The organism is Burkholderia paludis (genome assembly GCF_000732615.1).
Lineage (GTDB): Bacteria > Pseudomonadota > Gammaproteobacteria > Burkholderiales > Burkholderiaceae > Burkholderia > Burkholderia paludis.
In genome coordinates this window covers 1-21,798 of record NZ_JPGL01000044.1, presented here as the reverse complement: position 1 = coordinate 21,798, position 21,798 = coordinate 1, and the positions used below count along the sequence as shown (strand labels likewise).

The window sequence follows — 21,798 nt, the reverse complement described above, 5'->3', positions numbered from 1 at the left end:
AAGCGGCGCCCTGCGCGCCGGTGTCGCACCGCCCGCCGCCCGCATCGCGCGCCTCCCCGCTTCCCGCCGCCGCACGCTGCGCGCGCCGCACATGCCCGCGCCACCGCGTCCGCTCGCATCTGTACTCCCCGTCATTCGGGCGCGCGCCCGCGCCGGAGTGCAATTCGCGGCCGGCCCGGCGCGGAACTGTGTCTTGGATGGCCCGCGTCGATTCGCTATTTTGAACGCAGTCGCAGCGATGTCGCGGGCAGCTCGCGGCACGCCGGCCCGCCGCCCCGGCCACGACCTTGCGCCACGCCGGCGCGCGATGCGCGACCGCACGGATGCGGCCCGTGCGCCGCCGCGCCGCGCGTCGTGCATGCGCGGTCCGGGCGCGCGAGCGCCGCACCGCATCGGGACGTCCCCCTTCGACCCACCCTCACAGTCAGGAGCCAGACCACCATGCCCGCACTTTGCGATATCTGCCATGCCCGGCCTGCCGTCGCGCGCGCAACCGTGATGCAGGACGGCGAGCGCAAGACGATCTCGATCTGCGATTACCATTTCCGTCAACTGATGCGGCATCAGAGCATGCTGAATCCGTTCGATTCGCTGCTGGGGGGTGGCGGCCCGTCGTCGCTGTTCGGCGGGCTCGGCGACGAATCGCCGCTCGCCGCCGAGATTCCTCGCGAATCGGTCGACCCGACCGACGCGTTCAGCGAACAGACGCTGGAACTGCTGCAGCGCGCGGCCGAAAAGGCGCACGAATTGCACCGCAGCGAACTCGATTCCGAACACCTGCTCTACGCGCTCGCCGACACCGACGTGTGCGCGGCGCTGCTGAAGGAACTGAAGCTGTCGCCGCAGGACATCCGGTCGTATATCGACGCGCATGCGCACACCGGCACGGCCGACCCCGACGCGCCGCTCGACAAGCTGTCGATCTCGCCGCGCGTGAAGAAGGCCGTGCAGTACGCGTTCCAGGCGTCGCGCGATCTCGGCCACTCCTATATCGGCCCCGAGCACCTGCTGATCGGGCTCGCGTCGGTGCCGGACAGCGTCGCCGGCACGCTGCTGAAGAAATACGGCGTGACGCCCGAAGCGCTGCGCCAGAAGGTCGTGAAGGTGGTCGGCAAAGGCGCCGAGGACGGCCGCGTGGATGCGCCGACCGGCACCCCGAACCTCGACAAGTTCGGCCGCGACCTCACCGCGATCGCGCGCCAGGGCAAGCTCGACCCGGTGCTCGGCCGCGCGCAGGAAATCGAGAGCACGATCGAGGTGCTCGCGCGCCGCAAGAAGAACAACCCGGTGCTGATCGGCGAGCCGGGCGTCGGCAAGACGGCGATCGTCGAGGGGCTCGCGCAGCGGATCGTCAACGGCGACGTGCCCGAGGTGCTGCGCGACAAGCGGCTCGTCGAGGTCAACATCAACTCGATGGTGGCCGGCGCGAAGTATCGCGGCGAATTCGAGGAGCGCGCGAAGCAGCTGATCGACGAGGTGACGGCGAAGCAGGACGAGCTGATCCTGTTCATCGACGAGCTGCACACGATCGTCGGCGCGGGCCAGGGCGGCGGCGAAGGCGGCCTGGACATCGCCAACGTGCTGAAGCCCGCGCTCGCGCGCGGCGAGCTGAGCCTGATCGGCGCGACCACGCTCAACGAATACCAGAAGTACATCGAGAAGGACGCCGCGCTCGAGCGGCGCTTCCAGCCCGTGTTCGTGCCGGAGCCGAGCGTCGAGCAGACCATCGTGATCCTGCGCGGGCTGCGCGACAGCCTCGAGGCGCATCACCAGGTGACGTTCGCCGACGACGCATTCGTCGCGGCCGCCGAATTCGCCGACCGCTACATCACGTCGCGCTTCCTGCCCGACAAGGCGATCGACCTGATCGACCAGGCCGCCGCGCGCGTGCGGATCGGCGCGACGTCGCGCCCGGTCGACATCCAGGAAGGCGAGGCGCAGATCGCGCAACTGAAGCGCGAACAGGACTACGCGACCTCGCGCAAGCGCTTCGACGAAGCGAAGCAGTTCGAGGAGCAGATCAACGCGAAGCAGAAGTCGGTCGACGAGATGATGGAGGCGTGGCAGCGCAAGACGGGCTCGGAAACGCTCGAGGTGACCGTCGAATCGGTGGCCGAGGTCGTGTCGCGGCTGACCGGCATTCCCGTGTCCGAACTCACGCAGGAAGAACGCCAGAAGCTGCTGCAGATGGAAGAACAGCTGCGCGAGCGCGTGGTCGGCCAGAGCGACGCGGTGGTCGCGGTCAGCGACGCGGTGCGGCTGTCGCGCGCGGGGCTCGGCCAGACCCACCGGCCGATCGCGACGTTCCTGTTCCTCGGGCCGACCGGCGTCGGCAAGACCGAGCTCGCGAAGGCGCTGGCCGAGACCGTGTTCGGCGACGAGCAGGCGATCATCCGCATCGACATGTCCGAGTACATGGAGCGGCACGCGGTCGCGCGGCTGATCGGCGCGCCGCCGGGCTACGTCGGCTACGACGAAGGCGGCCAGCTCACCGAGCGCGTGCGGCGCCGCCCGTACAGCGTGATCCTGCTCGACGAGATCGAGAAGGCGCATCCGGACGTCTACAACGTGCTGCTGCAGGTGTTCGACGACGGCCGCCTGACCGACGGCAAGGGCCGCGTGGTCGACTTCAGCAACACGATCATCATCGCGACGAGCAACCTCGGCGCCGCGATCATCATGGACAACCTCACGCAGCCGGAAGCCGCGCGCAAGACCGACAAGGCGATCCGCGAGGAACTGATGCAGGTGCTGAAGGGCCATTTCCGTCCCGAGTTCCTGAACCGGATCGACGAGGTGATCGTCTTCCACGCGCTGTCGAAGGAGAACATCCGCGCGATCGTGAAGATCCAGCTCGACCGCGTGGTGCGCACGGCCGCCGCGCAGGACATCGCGCTCACGATGGGCGACGCGCTCGTCGAGCACCTGACCGAGGCCGGCTACCAGCCCGAGTTCGGCGCGCGCGAGCTGAAGCGCCAGATCCGCCAGACCATCGAGACCCGGCTCGCGAAGGAGATCCTCGCCGACCGGCTGAAGTCGGGCGACCGGTGCGAGATCGACTACGACAAGGCCGGCGACGACGTGACGTTCAACACGCTCGCCGCGCCCGACGCGAAGGAAACCCGGGAAGCGAAGCAGGACGCCGACGGCAAGCGCAAGCCGAACGGCAAGGCGGCCGGCGCAGCCGGCGACGCGAAGGCGGACGACGTGCCCGCCGCCGCGCCGCCCGCCGCGAAGCCGTCCGGCAAGAAATCGTCGGGCGCGAAGAAAGACGCGCACTGACGCCCGCATGCCCCGTTCTGCGGGGCGTGCACGACCGGCTCCGCCCACCGGGCGGAGCCGCCCCACGCCGCGATACGGCACAAACCGAGCCGCCCGCGACGGGCCAGGCTGATGGAGAATCACATGACAAATCGACGCGAAGTGCCAGGCATCAGGAAGTACGACGGGCCCGCCGGCGGTTGGGGCGCGCTTCGCGCGACAGCCGACGCGGTGCGCACGCAGATGGAAACCATCGAGGCGCCGATCGTGCTGATGCGGACCAACCAGCCGGACGGCTTCGACTGCCCCGGCTGCGCATGGCCCGACAAGGAACACAAGTCGACGTTCCAGTTCTGCGAGAACGGCGCGAAGGCCGTCACGTGGGAAGCGACGACCAAGCGCGTGACGCCCGAGTTCTTCGCGGCGAACACCGTGTCGTCGCTGCTGCGCATGTCGGACTACGAGCTGGAGAACATGGGCCGGCTCACGCATCCGCTCGTCTACGATCGCGCCACCGACACGTTCCGCGCGATCGAGTGGGACGCCGCGTTCGCGCGCATCGGCGAGGTGCTGCGCGCGCTGCCGCCCGAGCAGGTCGAGTTCTACACGTCGGGGCGCGCCTCGAACGAAGCCGCGTACCTGTACCAGCTGTTCGCGCGCGAGCTCGGCACCAACAACTTCCCCGACTGCTCGAACATGTGCCACGAGCCGACCAGCGTCGGCCTGCCGCAGTCGATCGGCATCGGCAAGGGCACCGTGTCGCTGGACGATTTCGAGCACTGCGAACTGATCATCTCGATCGGCCACAACCCCGGCACCAACCACCCGCGGATGATGGGCACGCTGCACGAGTGCTCGCGGCGCAACGTGCCGATCATCGTGTTCAACCCGCTGCGCGAGCGCGCGCTCGAACGCTTCGCGGATCCGCAGGACATGATCGAGATGGCGTCGTTCGGCTCGACGCGCATCGCGTCGACGTACTACCAGGTCGACGCGGGCGGCGACGCCGCCGCGCTGAAGGGCATCATGAAGGCGCTGCTGCAGCTCGAGGCCGAGCGCGGCGACGTGCTCGACCGCGACTTCATCGCGCAGCACACCAACGGCTTCGACACGTTCTCGGCGGACCTGGAAGCGACGTCGTGGAACGACATCGAGCGCGCGAGCGGCCTGAGCCAGGCGCAGCTCGAACAGGTCGCGCTCGCGTACGCGAAGTCGAACGCGACCATCGTGACCTACGGGATGGGCGTCACGCAGCACAACAAGGGCACGGCCACCGTGCGCCTGATCGCCGACCTGCTGCTGATGCGCGGCAACATCGGCAAGCCCGGCGCCGGCGTGTGCCCGCTGCGCGGCCATTCGAACGTGCAGGGCAACCGCACGGTCGGCATCACCGAGAAGCCGTCGGCCGAGTTCCTGAAGAAGATCGAGGACGTGTGCGGCTTCACGCCGCCCGCGCATCACGGTCACGACGCCGTGCAGGCGATGCAGGCGATGATCGACGGCACCGCGAAGGCGCTGCTGTGCCTCGGCGGCAACTTTGCGGTCGCGCTGCCCGATCCCGAGCTGTCGTTCCCCGCGATGGAGAAACTCGACCTGAGCGTGCATCTCGGCACGAAGCTGAACCGCTCGCACCTGCTGGTCGGCAAGGAAACCTTCATCCTGCCCGTGCTCGGCCGCACCGAGCTCGACATGCAGGCAAGCGGCCGGCAGTCGATCACCGTCGAGGATTCGATGTCGATGGTCCACGCGTCGGCCGGCAAGCTCAAGCCGGCGTCCGACCAGTTGCGCTCGGAGCCCGCGATCGTCGCGGGGATCGCACATGCGACGCTGCCGGGCAGCAAGGTCGCGTGGCTCGACCTGGTCGACGACTACGACCGCATTCGCGACCTGATCGATCGCACGGTCGCCGGCTTCGAGGCGTTCAACGAGCGCATCCGCACGCCGGGCGGCTTCCGCCTGCCGCTGCCGCCCACCGAGCGCGTGTGGCCCACGGCGACCGGCAAGGCGATGTTCTCGGTGTACAAGGGCGTGAAGGAAGACGCCGACGTGCTCGGCGGCGAGCAGGTGCTGCGCCTGATCACGCTGCGCAGCCACGACCAGTACAACACGACGATCTACGGGCTCGACGACCGCTACCGCGGCGTGTTCGGGCGGCGCGACGTGCTGTTCATGAACGCCGCCGATCTCGCGAAGTACGGGCTCGAGCACGGCGACCTCGTCGACATCGAGACGATCTCCGCATCCGGACGGAAGCTGCGTCTCGAGAAGATCACCGCGATCGAGTACGACATCGCGCCGGGATCGGTCGGCGCGTATTACCCGGAAGCGAACGTGCTGGTGCCGCTCGACTACATCGACAAGGAAAGCGGCACGCCGTCGTACAAGTCGGTGCCGGTGCGCGTCGCGCGCTCGGCAGTGGTCTGATCCGGCGGGCGCGCGGGCGCGGCGCAATGCGCGCCGCGCCCGCCGCCGGCTGACGACGCCGCACCGCGTGCGGCCCGGCCGCGTTCGCACGCGACGCGGCCGGCCGCGCGTCATTGCGCTTCATTGCGCGTCATTGCGCCTGACGCACGCCGTCGGAACGCCCCCTTGCCGAGCAGCAGAACGACCAGCAGCGCCGTCGCGGCCGCCGCAGCCGCCAGCACGAACAGCTGAAACCCGAACGCACTCTCGTACGCGCGCAGCAGCGTGGCGCGCGCCGTCTCGGGCACGCCGGCCATCGCGTTCCGCAGATCGCTCATCGCGAGCCGGTTCGCCACCTCGACGAGACGGCCGCCGGGCGCGAGCCCCGCCACGCCGTCGCGGGCGGACGTCGCCAGCGCCGCGCCGATCCGCGCCGACAGCATCACGCTCACCGCCGCGAGCGCCAGCCCGTCTCCCGCCAAGCGCACCGCGTTGAAGATGCCGGCCGCCATCCCGGCCCGCTCCTTCGGCACCACGCTCACCGCGAGACCGTCCATCAGCCCCCAGGGCAGGCCGATCCCCGCGCCGATCACCAGCATCGCGAACAGCCGCCCGTCATGGGCGCCGTCGTGCACGCTGACGCCGAGCCACGCGAGGCCCGCCGCCGCAATGACGAGCCCGATCCCGGACAGCACGCCGACGTTGATCCAGCGCGCGAGCTGCCCCGCCAGGAACGGCACCACCAGCAGCGGCGCGGACAGCGCAATCATCATCCGGCCGGCCTCCAGCGCGCCGTGGCCCTCCACGCCGATGAAGCGCGCCGGCAGCACGATGAGCAGGACGACGTAGGTATAGGCCGGCGCCACCGCCAGCACCTGCACGCCGACGAAGCGCACGTTCGCGAACAGCGACAGGTCGAGCAGCGGCTTGTCCCGCCGCCGTTCGACGAACACGAATACGCCCAGCAGCACGGCGGCGCCCGCGAGCGCCGACAGCACCGACGCATGGCCCCAGCCCTTCTCGGGCACGAGCACGATGCCGTAGGTGAACACCGCGAGGCCGGCCGTGAAACTGAGCGCGCCTGGCCAGTCCAGGCCGGTGGCGGCCGGATCGCGCGATTCGCTCGCGTACAGCGCGACCATCACCGACACCAGCGCGGCGATCGCCGCCGGCAGCAGGAATACCCAGTGCCAGCCCGCGCTGTCGATCAGCACGCCCGCCAGGAACGGCCCGAACGCCGCGCCCGCGCCAAAGGTCGTGCCGATCAGGCTGAACACGCGCGTGCGGGCATGGCCGTCGAACGCCTGCGTCAGCGCCGCCATCGCGCCGGCGAACGCGGCCGCGGCCCCCAGCCCCTGGATCAGGCGCAGGATGTCGAGCCACAGCACCGACGGCATGAACGGAATCGCCGCCGTGACCAGCGCGAACACGAGCATGCCGCCCAGCCAGGTCCGCTTGCGTCCGTAGGTGTCCGCCAGGCTTCCCGCGGCCGGCGTCGCGCTGCCGTAGGTGACGAGGTATGCGTTGATGATCCAGGTCAGCTCGGCCGTGCTGCCGCCCAGCGCGTGATTGATCGACGGAACGGCGACCGCGGGGCCGGCGATGCTCAGCGGAATGACCGCCGCCGTCAGGCAGCCGGTCAGGATCAACGGCACGCGGCGGGCGGCGACATGCGTCGTGGCGGCCGGAGTGGCCGGGGTGGTCGTGGTCGTCATCGGACGGCTCCTGCAAGTCACGGGGACCATCCGCGCCCGCCCGGCATCGAGAATCGCGCGGCGGCGGTTGCATGATGGCGCTGGCGATTGATTCTAGCGAGGAACCATTCGACGATAATCAGCGGAGAATTCAGGACTAAGATGACGGATCTGTCATGAATTGAGGTATCGAATGGACAGCATCAACGGCATGACGGTCTTCGTGCAGGTGGCCGACGCGCGCAGCTTCGCGACGGCCGGGCGCCAGCTCGGCATCTCGGCGTCGGCGGTCAGCAAGGCCATCGCCCGGCTGGAAGAAAAGCTCGGCGTCCGGCTGTTCCAGCGCAGCACCCGAAGCGTCAGCGTGACGGCGGAAGGCGCGCTGTTCCTCGATCGCTGCCGCCGGATCCTCGCCGAGGTCGCCGCCGCGGAGAACGAACTGGCCAGCACCCGCGCCAGCCCGCAAGGACGCCTGCGCGTCAGCCTGCCGCTCGTCAGCGGACTGATGCTGCCCGTGCTGTCGGCCTTCGCCGAACGCCATCCGCGGATCGAACTCGATCTGGATTTCAGCGACCGCCTGGTGGACGTGGTCGACGAGGGTTTCGACGCGGTGGTGCGGACCGGCGAGCTGAGCGATTCCCGGCTGATGAGCCGGCGCCTGGGCGCGAGCCGCTTCCTGTGCGTCGGCTCGCCCGCGTATTTCCGGCGGCATGCGCCCCCCGACGCGCCGGAGCAGCTCGCGCAGCATGCCTGCCTGCTGCACCGCTTCCCCACCACCGGCCTGCTGGAGAAGTGGCCGTTGCGCCGGCAGCCCGGCGACCCCGGCTTCCTGCCGCCGGCCAGCATGACGAGCAATCACGTCGAGACCCTGCTGCACATGGCCGTCGACGGTCACGGCATCGCGTGCCTGCCGGATTTCGCGGTGCAGCGCGCCGTCGACGACGGCACGCTGACGACGGTGCTCGACGCCTGGACGAACGCATCGAGCACGTTCTGGGTGTTGTGGCCGTCCAGTCGCCAGCTGCTGCCCAGGGTGCGGGCCTTCGTCGACTTCATGGCCGGGCACCTGTTTCCGGCGACGCCGTGATCGCGGCGAACGTCAGGCGGGGTGCGGCCGGGACGCGGCGTCGGCGGCGGTCGGTGCGATCCGGCGCGTACGGCGGCAGTGCGCGCAGTCGCGCCGATGCCCACCGCGCAGCCACCTGACCGGACGCCGCGCTCGATCGCATCGACGGCCTGCCCGTTTCGCCGCGAACGTGGGGATGCCCGGCACGGAAAGCCGGCCCGCGGCACGCGCCGTCACGACCGTGACGCCGGCGCCAGGTCCCCGCGCCGGCGTGCACGCCGTTCAGCGCGCCGCCGTCGGCGGCATCGTCGCGCCCGCCTGCCGGCGCCGGTACGCGCTGTCGCGCGTCGCGAGCCAGTAGTACAGCGGCGACGTGAGCGCGAGCCCCACGAGCCACGACAGGTCCGCGCCGCCGAGATGCGCGGGAATCGGGCCCGCGTACATCGGCGTGTTCATGAACGGAATCTGCACGAGGATGCCGATCGCATACGCGAGCAGCGCCTGCGGATTGAAGCGGCCGTAGATCCCGCCGTCGGCCATGAAGATCGACTTGATGTCGTACTTGCCCTTGTGGATCACGTAGAAGTCGATCAGGTTGATCGCCGTCCACGGCACCAGCACGACCAGCAGCGCCAGCACGAGATCGACGAGGTTGCCGACGAAGTTCGTCGACGCGCCGATCGCCGCGTAGCAGCACGCGACGAAGATCACGACCGACACCGCGGCGCGCGCCTTCGCGGTCGGAATCCACTTGTACGCGAAGGTCTGCACCGACGTGATCACCGCCAGCACCGCGCCGTACAGGTTCAACGCGTTGTGGCTGATCACGCTCAGCAGGAACAGCACGAGCATCAGCGGGCCGAGCGGGCCCGTCGCCTGCTTGACCGCGTCCATCGTGTCCACGCCGGCCGGCACCGCGAGCACCGCGACCGCGCCGAAGATGAACGCGAGCGTCGAGCCGATCGTGCAGCCGAGATAGGTCGCCCAGAACGTCGACGCCACGCCGACGTTTTCCGGCAGATAGCGCGAATAGTCCGACACGTACGGCGCGAACGCGATCTGCCACAACGCCGACAGCGACACCGTCGCGAGCCAGCCCGCGAAGTCGAAGCCGCCGCGCGTCAGGAAATCGTCGGTCGTCACGTGCGCGAGGATCATCCAGAAGCCGACCAGGATCCCGATGCCGAGCACCCATGTGCCGATGCGGTTCAGGATGTGGATGAAGCGGTAGCCGACGATGCCGATCAGCCCCGAGCCCACCGCGCCGATCACGATGCCGACGGGCACCGGCACCGACGACGCGATGCCGTGCACCGACTTGCCGGCGAGCACGATGTTCGACGCGAAGAAGCCGACGTACATCACCGCCGCGATCACCGTGACGAGCAGCGCGCCCCACGAGCCGAACTGCGCGCGGCTCTGGATCATCTGCGGAATGCCCATCTGCGGCCCCTGCGCGGAATGCAGCGCCATCAGCACGCCGCCGACCGCCTGGCCGACGACGATCGCGACGATGCCCCACATCAGGTTCAGGTGGAACATCTGCACGCCGAGCGCGCCGGTCACGATCGGCAGCGGCGCGATGTTGCCGCCGAACCAGAGCGTGAACAGGTCGCGCACCTTGCCGTGGCGCTCCGCGGGCGGCACGTAGCCGATCGTGTGCTTCTCTATCATCGGGGACGCGTTGCGGTCCACGTTCGTCATGGTGATGTCTCCTGTCCTGCGCGGCGATGCGCGCGTGCCGTGTCGGCCGGCGCGCGTCGGGGTGCGCGCCGGCAATCGGGTCCGGATACGCGATCGACGCCCCGCCGCGCGCCTGCGCGGCGGTGTCGAACGAAGCGGACGATGCGCTGGACGGGAATGGATGCCATGTCCCGCCGGCGCGTGCGCGGCCGCTTCGCGATCGTTGCGATCGTCGTGATCCAGGTTGGAGACGATGGTGCGCCACGTGCATCGGGGCCGGAAAATACTAAAAATATTTCCGGGACATACGAAAAAGCTCTGCAGCCGACATTCCGGCACCGCGGGTCTTTCGGGTAAGGTGCCAGGGTCCGTTTCCATAGGGAAACAGACCCTGACCATGGACAGATTGCGCCCGCGGCGGCACGCCGGGGCCATGCATCAGAGGTGCGTGTGGCTCACTACACTTTGCGGCAACTGAAATATTTCGTGACGACGGTGGAATCCGGCAGCGTCGCCGAGGCATCGCGCCAGCTCTTCATCGCGCAGCCGTCGATCTCCAGCGCGATCAAGGGGCTGGAGGAAAGCTTCGGCGTGAAGCTGTTCATTCGCCATCACGCGCAGGGCGTGTCGCTGACGCCGGGCGGCACGCGCTTCTACCGCAAAGCGCAGGAGTTGCTGCGCATCGCGCACGAATTCGAACAGAACGCGCTCGCCGACAACGACGTGATCACCGGGCAGATCGACATCGGCTGCTTCGAGACGGTCGCGCCGCTTTATCTGCCGCAACTGATCGCGGGTTTTCGCGAGCGCTACCCGGGCGTGAACATCCGGCTGCGCGACGGCGACCAGCAGGAACTCGTGCAGGGCCTGACGTCCGGCACGTTCGATCTCGCGCTCATGTACGACCACGATCTCGACGGCACGATCGAGACCGAGCCGCTGATGCCGCCGCAGCAGCCGTACGTGCTGCTGCCGGAGAACCACCGGTTCGCGGGCCAGACGCACGTGTCGTTGCGCGACCTCTGCGTCGAGCCGATGATCCTGCTCGACGTGCAGCCGAGCCGCACCTATTTCGTCAGCCTGTTTCACGAACTCGGGCTGACGCCGAACATCGTGTTCGGGTCGCCTTCGATCGAGATGGTGCGCGGGATGGTCGGTCAGGGGTTCGGGTTTTCGCTGCTCGTGACGCGCCCGCATTCCGACTACACGTACGACGGCCAGCGGGTCGTGACGATCGGCCTCAGCGAAACGGTGAGCCCGTCGGGACTCGTGAGCGCGCGCCTGAAGCGCGGTCAACTTACGAAGCAGGCGCAGTCGTTCGTCGATTTCTGCCGCGAACGGCTCGCGCGGATCGTCGCGGAAACGGCGCGATAAGAAGCGGAAACACGCACGCACCGCGGGAGGCAGTGCGTGCGTGTCGGCGGCGACGGTTTCAGGCGGCCGACGAAAGATGCGCGGCCAGCCGGCCCAGCATCGCGTCGCAGCCGTGAAGCTGGTCGAGCGTGACGAACTCGTCGGGCTTGTGCCCCTGGTCCATGCTGCCGGGCCCGCACACCACGGCCGGAATGCCGGCCTGCCCGAACAACCCGCCCTCGGTGCCGAACGACACCGTCCCGAACGCATCGGAGCCGCTCAGCATCGCGAGCAGGCGTGCGGCCTCGCTGTCCGGCGCGGTCGCGAGCCCCGGATACGCGCCCAGCGGCTGCAGCCGGATGTCGGTATCGGGCCCTACCGCACGCATGCCGGGCAACAGTTCGGATTCCGCATAATCTTGCAGCGTTCTCGGCACGTCGTGCGCATCGAAATCCGGCAGCGCACGCACCTCGAAGTCGAACTCGCATTCGGCCGGCACGATGTTCAGCGCGCGGCCGCCCTTGATCAGCCCCGTCTGCACGGTCGAGAACGGCGGATCGAAACGGCCGTCGCGCCGTTCGGGCCGCGCGAGCGCCGCGCCGATCTCGCCGAGCCGGCCGATCAGCTTCGCCGCATAGTCGATCGCGTTGACGCCCGACGGCGCGTACGCCGAATGGCACGCGGCCCCCTTCACGTGGCAGCGCATCGCGAGCTTGCCCTTGTGACCGAGCACCGGTTTCAGTTCGGTCGGCTCGCCGATCAGGCACAGGCGCGGACGGTGCTCGCGCGCGGCCAGTGCGTCCAGCATCGGCCGCACGCCGAGACAGCCGACCTCCTCGTCGTACGAGAACGCGAGATGCACGGGCATGCCCAGCGGCCGTGCGACGAACGCCGGCACGGCCGCGAGCACCGACGCGATGAAGCCCTTCATGTCGGCCGTGCCGCGGCCGTACAGGCGGCCGTCGCGCTCGGTCAGCCGGAACGGCTCGACCGTCCACGCCTGCCCGTCGACCGGCACCACGTCGGTATGGCCCGACAGCGCGATGCCGCCGCGATCGCGCGGCCCGATCGTCGCGTAGAGGCTCGCCTTGGTGCGCTCCGCGTTGTGGAAGAGTTCGCTCTCGACGCCGAAGCCCGCGAGATAGTCGCGGATGAAACCGATCATCTCGAGATTCGAATCGCGGCTGACCGTCGCAAACCCGATCAGCCGTTCGAGCAACGCGCGGCTCGACGTGTCATTCATCGCCCGGCACTCCGTAGCTCGGCGCGGCGGTCGGATTCAGCGCGCGTGTCTGGTAGTCCTGCATCTGCGGCCGATACGCACGCCACAGTGCATCGAGCTGCCCGACCGGATCGGCATCGGCCCAGTCGACGCGCAGGTCGACGATCGGCCAGGTCACGTCGCCGGCCACCTTCAGCGCGGCCGAATGCACCGGCCCCGCCTCGCCGCCGGCCGCCATCGCCGCACGCATCGCGGCCAGCAGCCTGTCGGCGAGCAGGCCGGGCGCCTGCTCGAACGTGCGCACCATCGCGTCGATCACGTCCGGCGCGGCCAGCAGGTTGCCGGCCGCCACGCACTGTTCGCCGCGCACCGCGCGATGCGTGCCGAGCGCTTCCTTGCCGGTGAAGCACGCCGTCTGCCCCTGCCCGTCGATCACCGTGACCTGCCGGTACTGGCTCCAGCCGTTCGCGCTGAGCGCGCGGTCGAGCGCCGCGGCCGGCCCGAGCTGCTCGTGCTCGATCAGGTCGAGGATCTGCGGGCCGAGCGCCGGCAGCGTGATGTTCTGCGTCGCGACGGCGCCCACGCCCGCGCGCACCCACGGGCAGCGCGCGCCCACCGCGATGCTCGACGAGCTGATCGCGATGCCGAGCTGGCCTGTTTCCGGGCAACGCCCGGCGATCGAGAAAGTCATGTCGCCTCCTGCGCGCGGTTCGGCTGCCAGTTGTCCGGGATCACCGCGATCACGTCGATCTCCATCAACCACTGCGGCTGGCCGAGCGCGGATACGACGAGCCCCGTCGAGATCGGATACACGCCCTTCAGCCACTTGCCGACTTCCTGGTACACCGGCTCGCGATAACGCGGGTCGATCAGGTAGGTCGTCGTCTTCACGATGTGCGTGAGGTCGCTGCCGGCTTCCTCCAGCAACTGTTCGACGTTCTTCATCGCCTGCTCGGCCTGTGCGCGCGGATCGCCGAGGCCGATCAGGCAGCCGTCGAAATCGGTGCCGACCTGGCCGCGCACGTAGACGGTGTTGCCGGCCCGCACGGCCTGGCACAGGTCGTTGTCGAGCGTCTGGTTCGGGTAGGTATCCTTCGTGTTGAACATGCGGATACGGGTATGGGTGGGTTGGCTCATCGAAATCCTTCAGTCGTCAATGGTCACGCCGCCGCACCGGACGCGAACGCGAACGCGGTGCGGCAGGCTGGCGGCATGGGTCCGGTCCGGTCAGTTCACCGCGTCGGCAAGCGGCTGCGCGTCGGCGTGCGACGCGGCGCCGTCCTGCTCCGGGCGCGAGATCGAGCGGCGCTGCGATGCGTCGTGGTAGTCGAGGTAGGTGCGCTGCGTCGCGATGTGATCGGCGATGTGCCGCGCGTCGTGCCACACGCCCCAGATGAAGCTGGAGCCACGCCGCGACAGCCACGGCAGCCCGAGGAAATAGATGCCCGGCTCCTTCGACACGCCGCGCTGGTGCTGCGGCTTGCCGGTGTCGGTGAACGCATCGACCTTCAGCCAGCCGTAATCGACCGCATAACCCGTCGCCCAGATGATCGACGTGACGCCCGCGCCGGCGAGGTCGAGCGCGAGGATCGGGTGCGCGACGCAGTCGGGGTTCGGCAGGATGCGGCGGGCTTCGGGTTCGTCCGGCAGGTCGAGGCCGTTGCGCGCCGCATAGGCGTCGGCCGCGTCGAGCAGCGACAGGTAGTTCTCGTCGCCGCGCGCGAGATTGATCGCGAGATCGCGCTCGAATGTGACCGCCCCGCCATCGAACGACTTCGTCAGCCCCACGAGCGTCACACCCTGGTTCGCGAGCTTGCGGAAATCGACCGTATGGCCGCCGCGCGCGCCGCTCACCGCGATCGTCACGTGTTCGCGGCCGGGCGTCGCCACTTCCTTGTCCCATTCGCCGAGCACGCCGAGCCACCAGCAGAAGTCACGGCCGCGATACGCGCGCGGCGGGCGATCGTGCGGGCCGACCGACAGGTAGACCTGGCGGCCCGCGCGCTGCAGTTCGTCGGCGATCTGCACGCCCGACGAACCCGCGCCGACCACCAGCACCGCGCCCTCCGGGAGCTGGCCCGGGTTGCGATAGTCGGCGGAATGGAGCTGCACGAGGCGCGCGTCGTCCGGCGCGATCGGCGGAATCACCGGGCGCTGGAACGGACCGGTCGCGACGACCACGCGGTTCGCCTCGATCGTGCCGCCGGACGTCTCGACGATAAAACCCGGCTTGCCCGTATTGCGCACGACCCGCTTCACCTCGACGCCGGTGCGGATCGGCGCGTTGAACTTGCGCGCATACGCTTCGAAGTAGTCCGCGACCTGGTCTTTCGACGCGAATGCGTCGGGATCGAGGCCGTCGAATTCGAGCCCCGGGAAGCGGTCGTGCCACGCGGGGCCGTTCGCGACCAGCGAATCCCAGCGCCCCGTGCGCCAGCGTTCGGCGATGCGGCTGCGCTCCAGCACGAGATGCGGCACGCCCAGCTTGCCCAGGTGCTCGCTCATGGCCACGCCGGCCTGACCGGCACCGACGACGAGCGTATCGATTGAGGTTGTTTCGACTGCCACGGCTGTCTCCTTCTGAGGTGCGGCTCGGTGCGACGCGTGTGCTGTCGCATGAGTTGGAATGGAGACATTCTGCTGACGCACCGCCGGCGGCGAAATGATGATTTTTGTTGGTGTTGATGAGCAAAAAGCTGGGGGTGGCGCGGGCGGCGAACGTCACGGGACGACGCCCCCGTGTTGCAGTGGCGCCCGCCCGGATGGCGGGCGCCAGCTTCGACCGGTCGCACCGGCTACGCGTGGGCCCATGGGCCGGCGCCCTGCCGATACTCGATCACGCCGCCGTTGATCCGCACCCGCAGGTTGCCGTCCGGCAACTGCACCCAGTTCTGCATGTCGAGGCTCAGCATCAGCGCGGCGAAGAAATCCCGCAGTTGTTGCGACTGGCTGGCCTGCCAGAGATCGATGCGCCCGAGGCAGGTACGCAGGTCGCCGCTCTGCTGCATGATCGTCTCGACCTGCCCGGCCACGTTCGCCGACGGGTCGTACACCTGCGTGCCGTCGGCGCTGACGATCGACAGATGGATCGCGCGCACCGACGCCGGCTGGCCCGGCACCTGCTCGACGAGCGCGATGCAGCTCGTCATCGCGCCGAAATCGATTTCCGTCGCATCTCCCCAGATGCGCTCGCCAACCGCCAGCGGCGCGGGACCTTGTACGTTCTGAATGTCGTAGGGCATGGGTTCCTCACTTGACTCGATGGGACTGCCGGTGACGGGGCCGCGACGTGCTCGAAATGAAGAACGTGCGCCGGCCCTGCCGCTCACATCCCGCATCGCGCCTGACGGCCCGGCGGGTCGTGTCGATCGATTGCCTGTCGCTGCGTGCGGTCGTACGCTACGCGCCCTTCTTGTCCAGCAGCGCCTGATACCGCTGCAGGCTCTCGTCGATCTTGTCGAGCGCGACGCTCGCGGCCTCCCCTTCGATCGCCTCCGCGGCACCCGCGACGATCGCCGCGGTCGCGACGAACAGGTCCGTCAACAGCAGGCCCACCGCATCCATCGCCATCCCGGGCACGTTCTCGTCGACGGTCTTCTGCGCCAGATCCTTCATCAGCACGCTCTTGCCCGCGATCGCCAGCGACGTCGTCGCCTCGAAGTAGTTGGCCGCCGCCTGCGCGACCATCCCGCCCGCCTGCGTGATCATCATGTTCGGGCCGACGGCGATCTGCGTCGTCGCGTAGGACGCAGCCTCCGCGTTGATCGCCTGCACGGTCTGCAGCGCCGAGCCGCCGGCCCCGGCCGGATCGGCGACCTGGTTCGGTGCCTTCAGCGCATCGGTGAGCCTGCGCAGCCGGTTGACCGGCCACGCGCGCGCGCCGGCCTTCGACGTCACGACCTGCGGCGCGACCTCGGCGGGTGTTGCGGCGTCGGCCGGCGTGGTTGCTCCTGCCGCGGCGTCCGCTGCATCGTGCGGCGCCTGCGGCGCACCGTCGCCGCGTCCGCCCAAAAGGCCTTTCATGTTCATGATTCAGGTATCCCGAGAGTCGTCGCATCAATGCGTGGAACCCGTCTGCGGCCCGGCCGTCGGGGCTTGCGCCGCGCCGCCCGATGCCGGCTTCGGCGACGCTTCGACGGACAGGATCATCGCCACCGCCTTCGACACGACGGCGTTCGAAATCTGGTTCAGCGCCGCCTGCTGCTGCGTCATGTTCTGCGCCGAGATGCCGACGGCCTGGCTGAACATCTGGTAGAGCGTGCCCAGTGCCTGGGCCGGCGATCCCGCGACGACGCTGACATTGGTCTGCGTCACCGCGTCGGTAACCTGCTCATTGACTTTGTCTGCCACGAGGCCTCCTCGGATCTCGGCTCCGGCATGCGATTGAAGGAACGGCGGGCCGGCAGGCCATCGACGCCGCGCATGCCGTTAGGAACGCTGTACGGATGCGTTCGTGAACGCGCTCACGCGAGTTCCTCGCGCAATTTCCTGCGCAGCAGCTCGACACGCTTTCTGGCCAGCGGCTCGTTGATCCCGAGCGTCGCCGCGATGTGCAGATAGGGGCGGTCCTCCTCGAACTTCAGCGTGAACAGCATCTGCTGCTGCGACGGGAGCGTGGCCAGCACCTGTTCGAGACGCAGCAGCTGTTGCCGGAGCAGCAGTTGCTGCTCCACCGACGGCGCATGGCCGGCCAGCTCGACGGTGTGATCGTCGTCCCAGCCCGGGTCGAACTCGAGCATGCCGCTTTCGCGCAGACGACGGCGCGCGCCGTCGAGGAACGCGTGGTTCAGCGCCAGAAAGAGAAAGCCGGCGAGGTTCCGGACGCGCTCGGGCGAACGTTGCAGGTAAATGTGGACCTTGAGCGCGGTATCGGAGAGCAGTTCGTCGGCACGGTGAATATCGCCCTTGCACAGCAGGCGCGCGCGGCGCCGCAGTTTCCCCTGCATTTCCCGCCACGTGTGATCGAGCTGTTGCGCCGGTGACTCAGGCGTCGAAACAGCGTGCTGGTTCGAGGTTGTCATCCCGTGCCTTCCTTTTTCTGGAAAACACAGAATCGATTCGATGCCGAGAATGGCGCTGTTACCCGCGTAACACCGTTATCAAGATAATCGGACCGTGTAAATTTTCTTGATTATTATTGACGGAAATTTTAATTCCCTCGCGTCTCCTCATCCGTCGTTTCGGGCGCGCCGTCGAGCGTGACGATTGGCATTCGATGAAAAATGGTGACTGCCGCCTCGATGCGCCTACGCCTTCATGCTGCCGCCGATGTCGGTCGACCAAACGTCCCTGGCGCCGAAGCAAAGCCATATCGGGACCACTTTCCCATTACCTGGTTATTTTCATCATTCATTTTTCACGCAGTGCCAAAGGCAACGTTTTTCGCTAGGTGGCCGCATCGTCAAACAACCTTGCACGGAAAACATGCCTGCCCTTATCAACGGTCGAACGCTGTGCAATATACCGATACTCGCCGATCTTCCGGCGAGCCTGCTCGCCCACATCGAGCGGCATCTCTCGCCCTGGCCCGAACACGGCAATCGCCTGTTGTTCTTCAAGGGCGATCCGGGCGATTTCGTCGCCTTCGTGCACTGCGGCCGGGTCTACAAGACGCTGCACGAACCCGGCGGACGCGAACTCATTCTCGGCCACTCGTTGCCGGGCGAACTCATCGGAGAAAACACGCTGGTTCGCGCCCACCGGCGCAGCTTCACCGCGCAGTTGAGCCCCGATTGCCGCGTGTCGCTGCTGCATCGCCAGTACTTCGCGCCGCTGTTGGCCAACGCGGATTTCATGGAGCGCATCCACGAGCAGCTGTGCCGGAACGTCCACCAGTTGAGCGACTTCATCGAATCGGCGTGCCTGTACCGGCTCGAAGCAAGGCTCGCGCGCCATCTGCTGAACCGCATGCAAGGGAACGATCTGGAAGTGCGGCTACCGGAGAACCAGAGCATCCTCGCGGCCATGCTCAACGTCAGCCGGCCGCGACTGAACAGCAGCCTGCAGAAGATGCAGCGCGACGGCCTGATCCGGCTTCACGAGCACGGCGTGACGATCGAGAAACCCGAGCAGCTCCGGACCATCGTCAACGCCAATTGACGCGCCGCGCCACGGCGGCAGGCGGGCGCGCGCGCCGGGTTGCGCGGCGCGCGGTGAAGATCAGCCGCGCCAGTGGCCGATGGCGTTCATCAACTGCGCGACGGCGCTCAGCTGCGACGCAAAGTTGTCGTTCGCCGAGCGCGCCGCGGCAGCCGCCGCCACCGGAGAGCCGGCATAGAGCTGCATGATGCCGACGGTCGTGGCGGCGAGGTTGGACATCGCCTGGTTCGCCTGCATCTGCACCGCGTTGTGAAGCAGGATCGAGGACGCATGGCTGTTCGACTGCATGAGCGTGCCCAAGGCCACGGCGGGCGCTTCGCCCACCACCTTGACGTTGGCTTGCGTGACCGCATCGGTCACCGCGGCGGAAACCTGTTCCGGCATGTCGTTGCTCCTGGTTTGCCCGCCGCTGCGGTGCAGTCACGGCGAAAGCATGAATGGGTCGGTCGGCGGCGTGCGCCGGGCGATAGTAGCGGTGCGGCCGGGCGCTCGCCGTCGCGAACGCCGGCATGTCGACAGGCGCCGGGCGGCCGCCGCGGGGATCGGGGCCGCCGCCCGGCGTCGACGCCGGGTTACGCGTCAGACCAGCGCCTTGCCGAGCGCGAGCACATCGGCCAGCACGGACAGCACACCGTTCGAGCCGATTTCCGTCGCGGCGGCGCCGGCGCTCGCCGGCCCGAGCGTGTAGAGCTGCATCGTGCCCACGTTCGTCGAGGTCGGCAGTTGTACCGCGGCCTGCGACTGCTGCTGCACGGCGTTCTCGAACAGCACGCTGAGCGAATGGCTCTGGGCCTGGTACAGCGAGCCCGTCGCCATCGCGGGCGCTTCGCCCACCACCTTGACGTTGGTCTGCGTGACGGCGTCGGTGATCGCGGCATTGACCGCACACGTCTTGCAGTTGCAGGGGTCTTTCGGATCCGTCGGGTCCGTCGGGGCGCCCGTGTTCGTATCATTTGACATCGTATTTCTCCAGGTTTGCGAACGGACGCCGCATCGAATCGGCGCTACCCGTCCTGTCGTTTGCTCCGGAACACCGCGCGGCACCGCTGTTCAGGCGCCGGCGGCCGTGCTGCGGTTCGGCGGCGGCATCGGCGGCCCGTGCCGCTTGCGCCGCCGCTCAACCACGGCGTTGCGACCGCGCCTTACGGGCGCATCGCCTTCCCGATCGCGATCACGTCGGCCAGAATGGAGATGATCCCGTTCGCGCCGATTTCCGTGGCGGCCGCCCCCGCGCTTTCCGGTCCGATCGTGTAGAGCTGCATCGTCCCCACGTTCGTCGACGTCTGCGACTGGATCGCGGCCTGCGACTGCTGCTGCACCGCGTTCTCGAACAGGATGCTGAGCGAATGGCTCTGGGCCTGGTACAGCGAGCCCATCGCCATTGCCGGCGCCTCGGCGACCACCTTGACGTTGACCTGCGTGACGGCATCGGTAATCGCGGGATTGACCTGGCACACCTGACACGTATCACTCATTTTTTGCTCCTTGATTCACGTAGTTGAGAGATCGCACGCAGGGGCCGGCCGGTTTCGCGTCCAGTTGCCTGACTTCGGCCGCCTGACTTCAACCGCATGCCCCGCGTGCTACTCCATGGACGCTGGCCCGGGGGTATCGTGAACAGAAGTGGTGGTGGTGCCGCTGGCAGCCGGTTCGTGCAGTTCGGCCGGACAGGCGCCGATGCGTTGCAGCCGCGCGTCTATCGCGTCGAGCCGCACGGCGAGCCGTTCGGCGAGCGGATCGACGTACTGCCGGAAGCAGGCTTCGATTTCCTGCCGGATGAGGCCTGTCAGTTGTTCGCCGATCACCGCCAGCGCCTCGCGGGTACTGTCCTGGATGTCGGCCGCGCCGGATGTCTGCGCGTCGCCCGGCGGCGCGTGCGCGTCGAGTACGCCGGACACCTTCTGCTGTTCCGATGCCAGCATGCCGAGGGTCGTCTCGTTCTGCGCGTCGATCGTCTGCAGGATGCCGCGCATCTTCTCGTACGCCTTCTGCTGGTTGAGCTGCAGAAAATGCTTGACCTGCTCGCGCGCCTCCTGCCGGGTCTTCAATCGCGGCAATGGCGGGTTCGCGGCGCTCGCCTGCGCGGCCGTGCCGGCGGCCGGCGCCGGCCGAGTCCCGTGACTACCCGGCAGCCGCTCGAGCAGCGCCCGTTCTTCGCCCGGCTCCAGGGGCCGTCCCAATCGCTTCTCCGCGAACTGCCGCAGCAAGGGGTCGAGTGCGTCGTTGCTCATGGCTCACACCTCCTCGATGGCCGCCCGCGGTGCCGGAGCGTGCGGTTCGGGTGCGGATGGACGCAGCGCCGAGGCGCCTCGGCCGGCGGACTGCATTGGATATCGCATGGTGTTCTCCGGGAAATGGAAATGCGGCGGCCCTGCCGGAAATTCCGGCAGCGCCGCTGCAGGGACGAACCGTGCGACGGGTCTGTGAAGTCAGTCGGCGCCGGCATCGGGCGTTCCGCCGCAGATGTCGGGAATGGCCTCGAGGGGCGAGCGCATTGCATCGCGCGTCAATCCCGCGCGGATGGCGGCCATGCGAACGCGTTCGGATCGCCGGGCGGCCATTCCTCGATGCCTTTCCACCCGCGCATCACGTCTTCCTGCGGCTTCTTGTTGCCTTTCCGATATCCGACCTGCAACGATTGGATCGACGGACGAACCCTGATTCCAGGTGCGCTATTCATGCAATCGACCGACGGATACCTTGCGATCGCCGGCTGTCGCATGTACGGGTGAATGTTCGCGAAGGACAAGAAAGGTTGCCTCGCGAGATCCGGGCGACGCGATCCCGGGCGGGGGGCGTCAGGGCCATTCGACGTTTCCCCTGCCCCCGGTCCCCGACAATTCTTGACTGTTCCCGCACCGCCGAACTGGTACGATGCCGGTCGACTCGGTGTGGACGGCAGCCTGGAGACGTTCAACCGTCCCCCTTTTTATGCCCCCAACCGGCCAATCGCGTCGCCCCGTCCAGGCGACACGGTGCCCCGACCGCACCGCGTCCCCCGTCGAACCCCGCAACAC

The 21,798-nt window shown here is 68.3% G+C and carries 19 protein-coding genes; 5 read left to right on the top strand and 14 right to left on the bottom strand.

The genetic code is table 11. The features are described 5' to 3' along the window. The first annotated feature begins 441 nt into the window (after positions 1 to 441). Entirely contained in the window at positions 442 to 3,282 is a 2,841-nt protein-coding gene (locus tag GQ56_RS0124505) for an ATP-dependent Clp protease ATP-binding subunit (RefSeq protein ID WP_031401153.1), read from the top strand. A gap of 123 nt (positions 3,283 to 3,405) precedes the next feature. Continuing rightward, complete coding sequence (locus tag GQ56_RS0124500) at positions 3,406 to 5,685, top strand: FdhF/YdeP family oxidoreductase (RefSeq protein ID WP_031401152.1); 2,280 nt, start codon at positions 3,406 to 3,408, stop codon at positions 5,683 to 5,685. Between the two features lie 110 nt (positions 5,686 to 5,795). On the opposite strand, the gene GQ56_RS0124495 is transcribed toward GQ56_RS0124500, so the two are convergent. Next, positions 5,796 to 7,379: an MFS transporter gene (locus tag GQ56_RS0124495; protein WP_081894964.1), complete on the bottom strand. Its 1,584-nt coding sequence runs from the start codon at positions 7,377 to 7,379 to the stop codon at positions 5,796 to 5,798. Positions 7,380 to 7,551: 172 nt separating this feature from the next. On the opposite strand from GQ56_RS0124495, the gene GQ56_RS0124490 reads away from it, so the two are divergent. Continuing rightward, the gene (locus GQ56_RS0124490; RefSeq protein WP_031401150.1) at positions 7,552 to 8,445 is read left to right on the top strand and encodes a LysR family transcriptional regulator; all 894 of its coding nucleotides are present in this window, start codon (positions 7,552 to 7,554) and stop codon (positions 8,443 to 8,445) included. Between the two features lie 261 nt (positions 8,446 to 8,706). Here the strand turns inward: GQ56_RS0124490 and GQ56_RS0124485 are convergent, their stop codons facing one another. After that, a complete protein-coding gene (locus tag GQ56_RS0124485) occupies positions 8,707 to 10,128 on the bottom strand; it encodes a purine-cytosine permease family protein (protein WP_031401149.1) in 1,422 nt (473 codons plus the stop codon). A 429-nt stretch (positions 10,129 to 10,557) separates the two neighbouring features. Between GQ56_RS0124485 and GQ56_RS0124480 the strand changes: the two genes are divergently transcribed. Continuing rightward, positions 10,558 to 11,481: a LysR substrate-binding domain-containing protein gene (locus GQ56_RS0124480; RefSeq protein ID WP_031401148.1), complete on the top strand. Its 924-nt coding sequence runs from the start codon at positions 10,558 to 10,560 to the stop codon at positions 11,479 to 11,481. A gap of 58 nt (positions 11,482 to 11,539) precedes the next feature. Here the strand turns inward: GQ56_RS0124480 and argE are convergent, their stop codons facing one another. The 8 genes from argE to GQ56_RS0124440 form a co-directional block, all read right to left on the bottom strand. Next, on the bottom strand, positions 11,540 to 12,703 hold the full coding sequence (argE, locus tag GQ56_RS0124475) for an acetylornithine deacetylase (RefSeq protein WP_031401147.1): 1,164 nt from the start codon (positions 12,701 to 12,703) through the stop codon (positions 11,540 to 11,542). Next, on the bottom strand, positions 12,696 to 13,373 hold the full coding sequence (locus GQ56_RS0124470; protein ID WP_031401146.1) for a DUF1028 domain-containing protein: 678 nt from the start codon (positions 13,371 to 13,373) through the stop codon (positions 12,696 to 12,698). The genes argE and GQ56_RS0124470 overlap by 8 nt, the downstream gene beginning before the upstream one ends. Next, entirely contained in the window at positions 13,370 to 13,819 is a 450-nt protein-coding gene (locus GQ56_RS0124465; protein WP_031401145.1) for a RidA family protein, read from the bottom strand. Before GQ56_RS0124465 ends, GQ56_RS0124470 begins: the two co-directional genes overlap by 4 nt. A 90-nt stretch (positions 13,820 to 13,909) precedes the next feature. After that, positions 13,910 to 15,250 (bottom strand): flavin-containing monooxygenase, encoded by a 1,341-nt coding sequence (locus GQ56_RS0124460; protein WP_031401144.1) that lies wholly within the window; start codon positions 15,248 to 15,250, stop codon positions 13,910 to 13,912. A 227-nt stretch (positions 15,251 to 15,477) separates the two neighbouring features. Then, positions 15,478 to 15,924: a hypothetical protein gene (locus GQ56_RS0124455; protein ID WP_031401143.1), complete on the bottom strand. Its 447-nt coding sequence runs from the start codon at positions 15,922 to 15,924 to the stop codon at positions 15,478 to 15,480. A gap of 157 nt (positions 15,925 to 16,081) precedes the next feature. After that, on the bottom strand, positions 16,082 to 16,705 hold the full coding sequence (locus GQ56_RS0124450) for a hypothetical protein (protein WP_235212751.1): 624 nt from the start codon (positions 16,703 to 16,705) through the stop codon (positions 16,082 to 16,084). Between the two features lie 33 nt (positions 16,706 to 16,738). Continuing rightward, positions 16,739 to 17,032 (bottom strand): RebB family R body protein, encoded by a 294-nt coding sequence (locus GQ56_RS0124445; RefSeq protein ID WP_031401141.1) that lies wholly within the window; start codon positions 17,030 to 17,032, stop codon positions 16,739 to 16,741. A 113-nt stretch (positions 17,033 to 17,145) separates the two neighbouring features. Next, positions 17,146 to 17,703, bottom strand: coding sequence for an RNA polymerase sigma factor (locus GQ56_RS0124440; protein WP_031401140.1), 558 nt, complete (start codon positions 17,701 to 17,703; stop codon positions 17,146 to 17,148). Positions 17,704 to 17,938: 235 nt separating this feature from the next. Here GQ56_RS0124440 and GQ56_RS0124435 point away from each other — a divergent pair, with 235 nt between their 5' ends. After that, positions 17,939 to 18,781 carry a Crp/Fnr family transcriptional regulator gene (locus tag GQ56_RS0124435; protein WP_235212750.1) on the top strand — a complete coding sequence of 281 codons (843 nt, stop codon included), beginning with the start codon at positions 17,939 to 17,941 and terminating at the stop codon, positions 18,779 to 18,781. 60 nt (positions 18,782 to 18,841) lie between these two features. On the opposite strand, the gene GQ56_RS0124430 is transcribed toward GQ56_RS0124435, so the two are convergent. From GQ56_RS0124430 to GQ56_RS0124415, 4 genes are all read right to left on the bottom strand, one after another. Next, positions 18,842 to 19,165: a RebB family R body protein gene (locus tag GQ56_RS0124430; protein ID WP_031401138.1), complete on the bottom strand. Its 324-nt coding sequence runs from the start codon at positions 19,163 to 19,165 to the stop codon at positions 18,842 to 18,844. A 195-nt stretch (positions 19,166 to 19,360) separates the two neighbouring features. Then, on the bottom strand, positions 19,361 to 19,741 hold the full coding sequence (locus tag GQ56_RS39525) for a RebB family R body protein (RefSeq protein WP_034200351.1): 381 nt from the start codon (positions 19,739 to 19,741) through the stop codon (positions 19,361 to 19,363). A 182-nt stretch (positions 19,742 to 19,923) separates the two neighbouring features. Then, entirely contained in the window at positions 19,924 to 20,256 is a 333-nt protein-coding gene (locus tag GQ56_RS0124420; RefSeq protein ID WP_031401136.1) for a RebB family R body protein, read from the bottom strand. A 108-nt stretch (positions 20,257 to 20,364) separates the two neighbouring features. Next, a complete protein-coding gene (locus GQ56_RS0124415) occupies positions 20,365 to 21,012 on the bottom strand; it encodes a hypothetical protein (RefSeq protein ID WP_031401135.1) in 648 nt (215 codons plus the stop codon). Between the last annotated feature and the right edge of the window lie 786 nt (positions 21,013 to 21,798).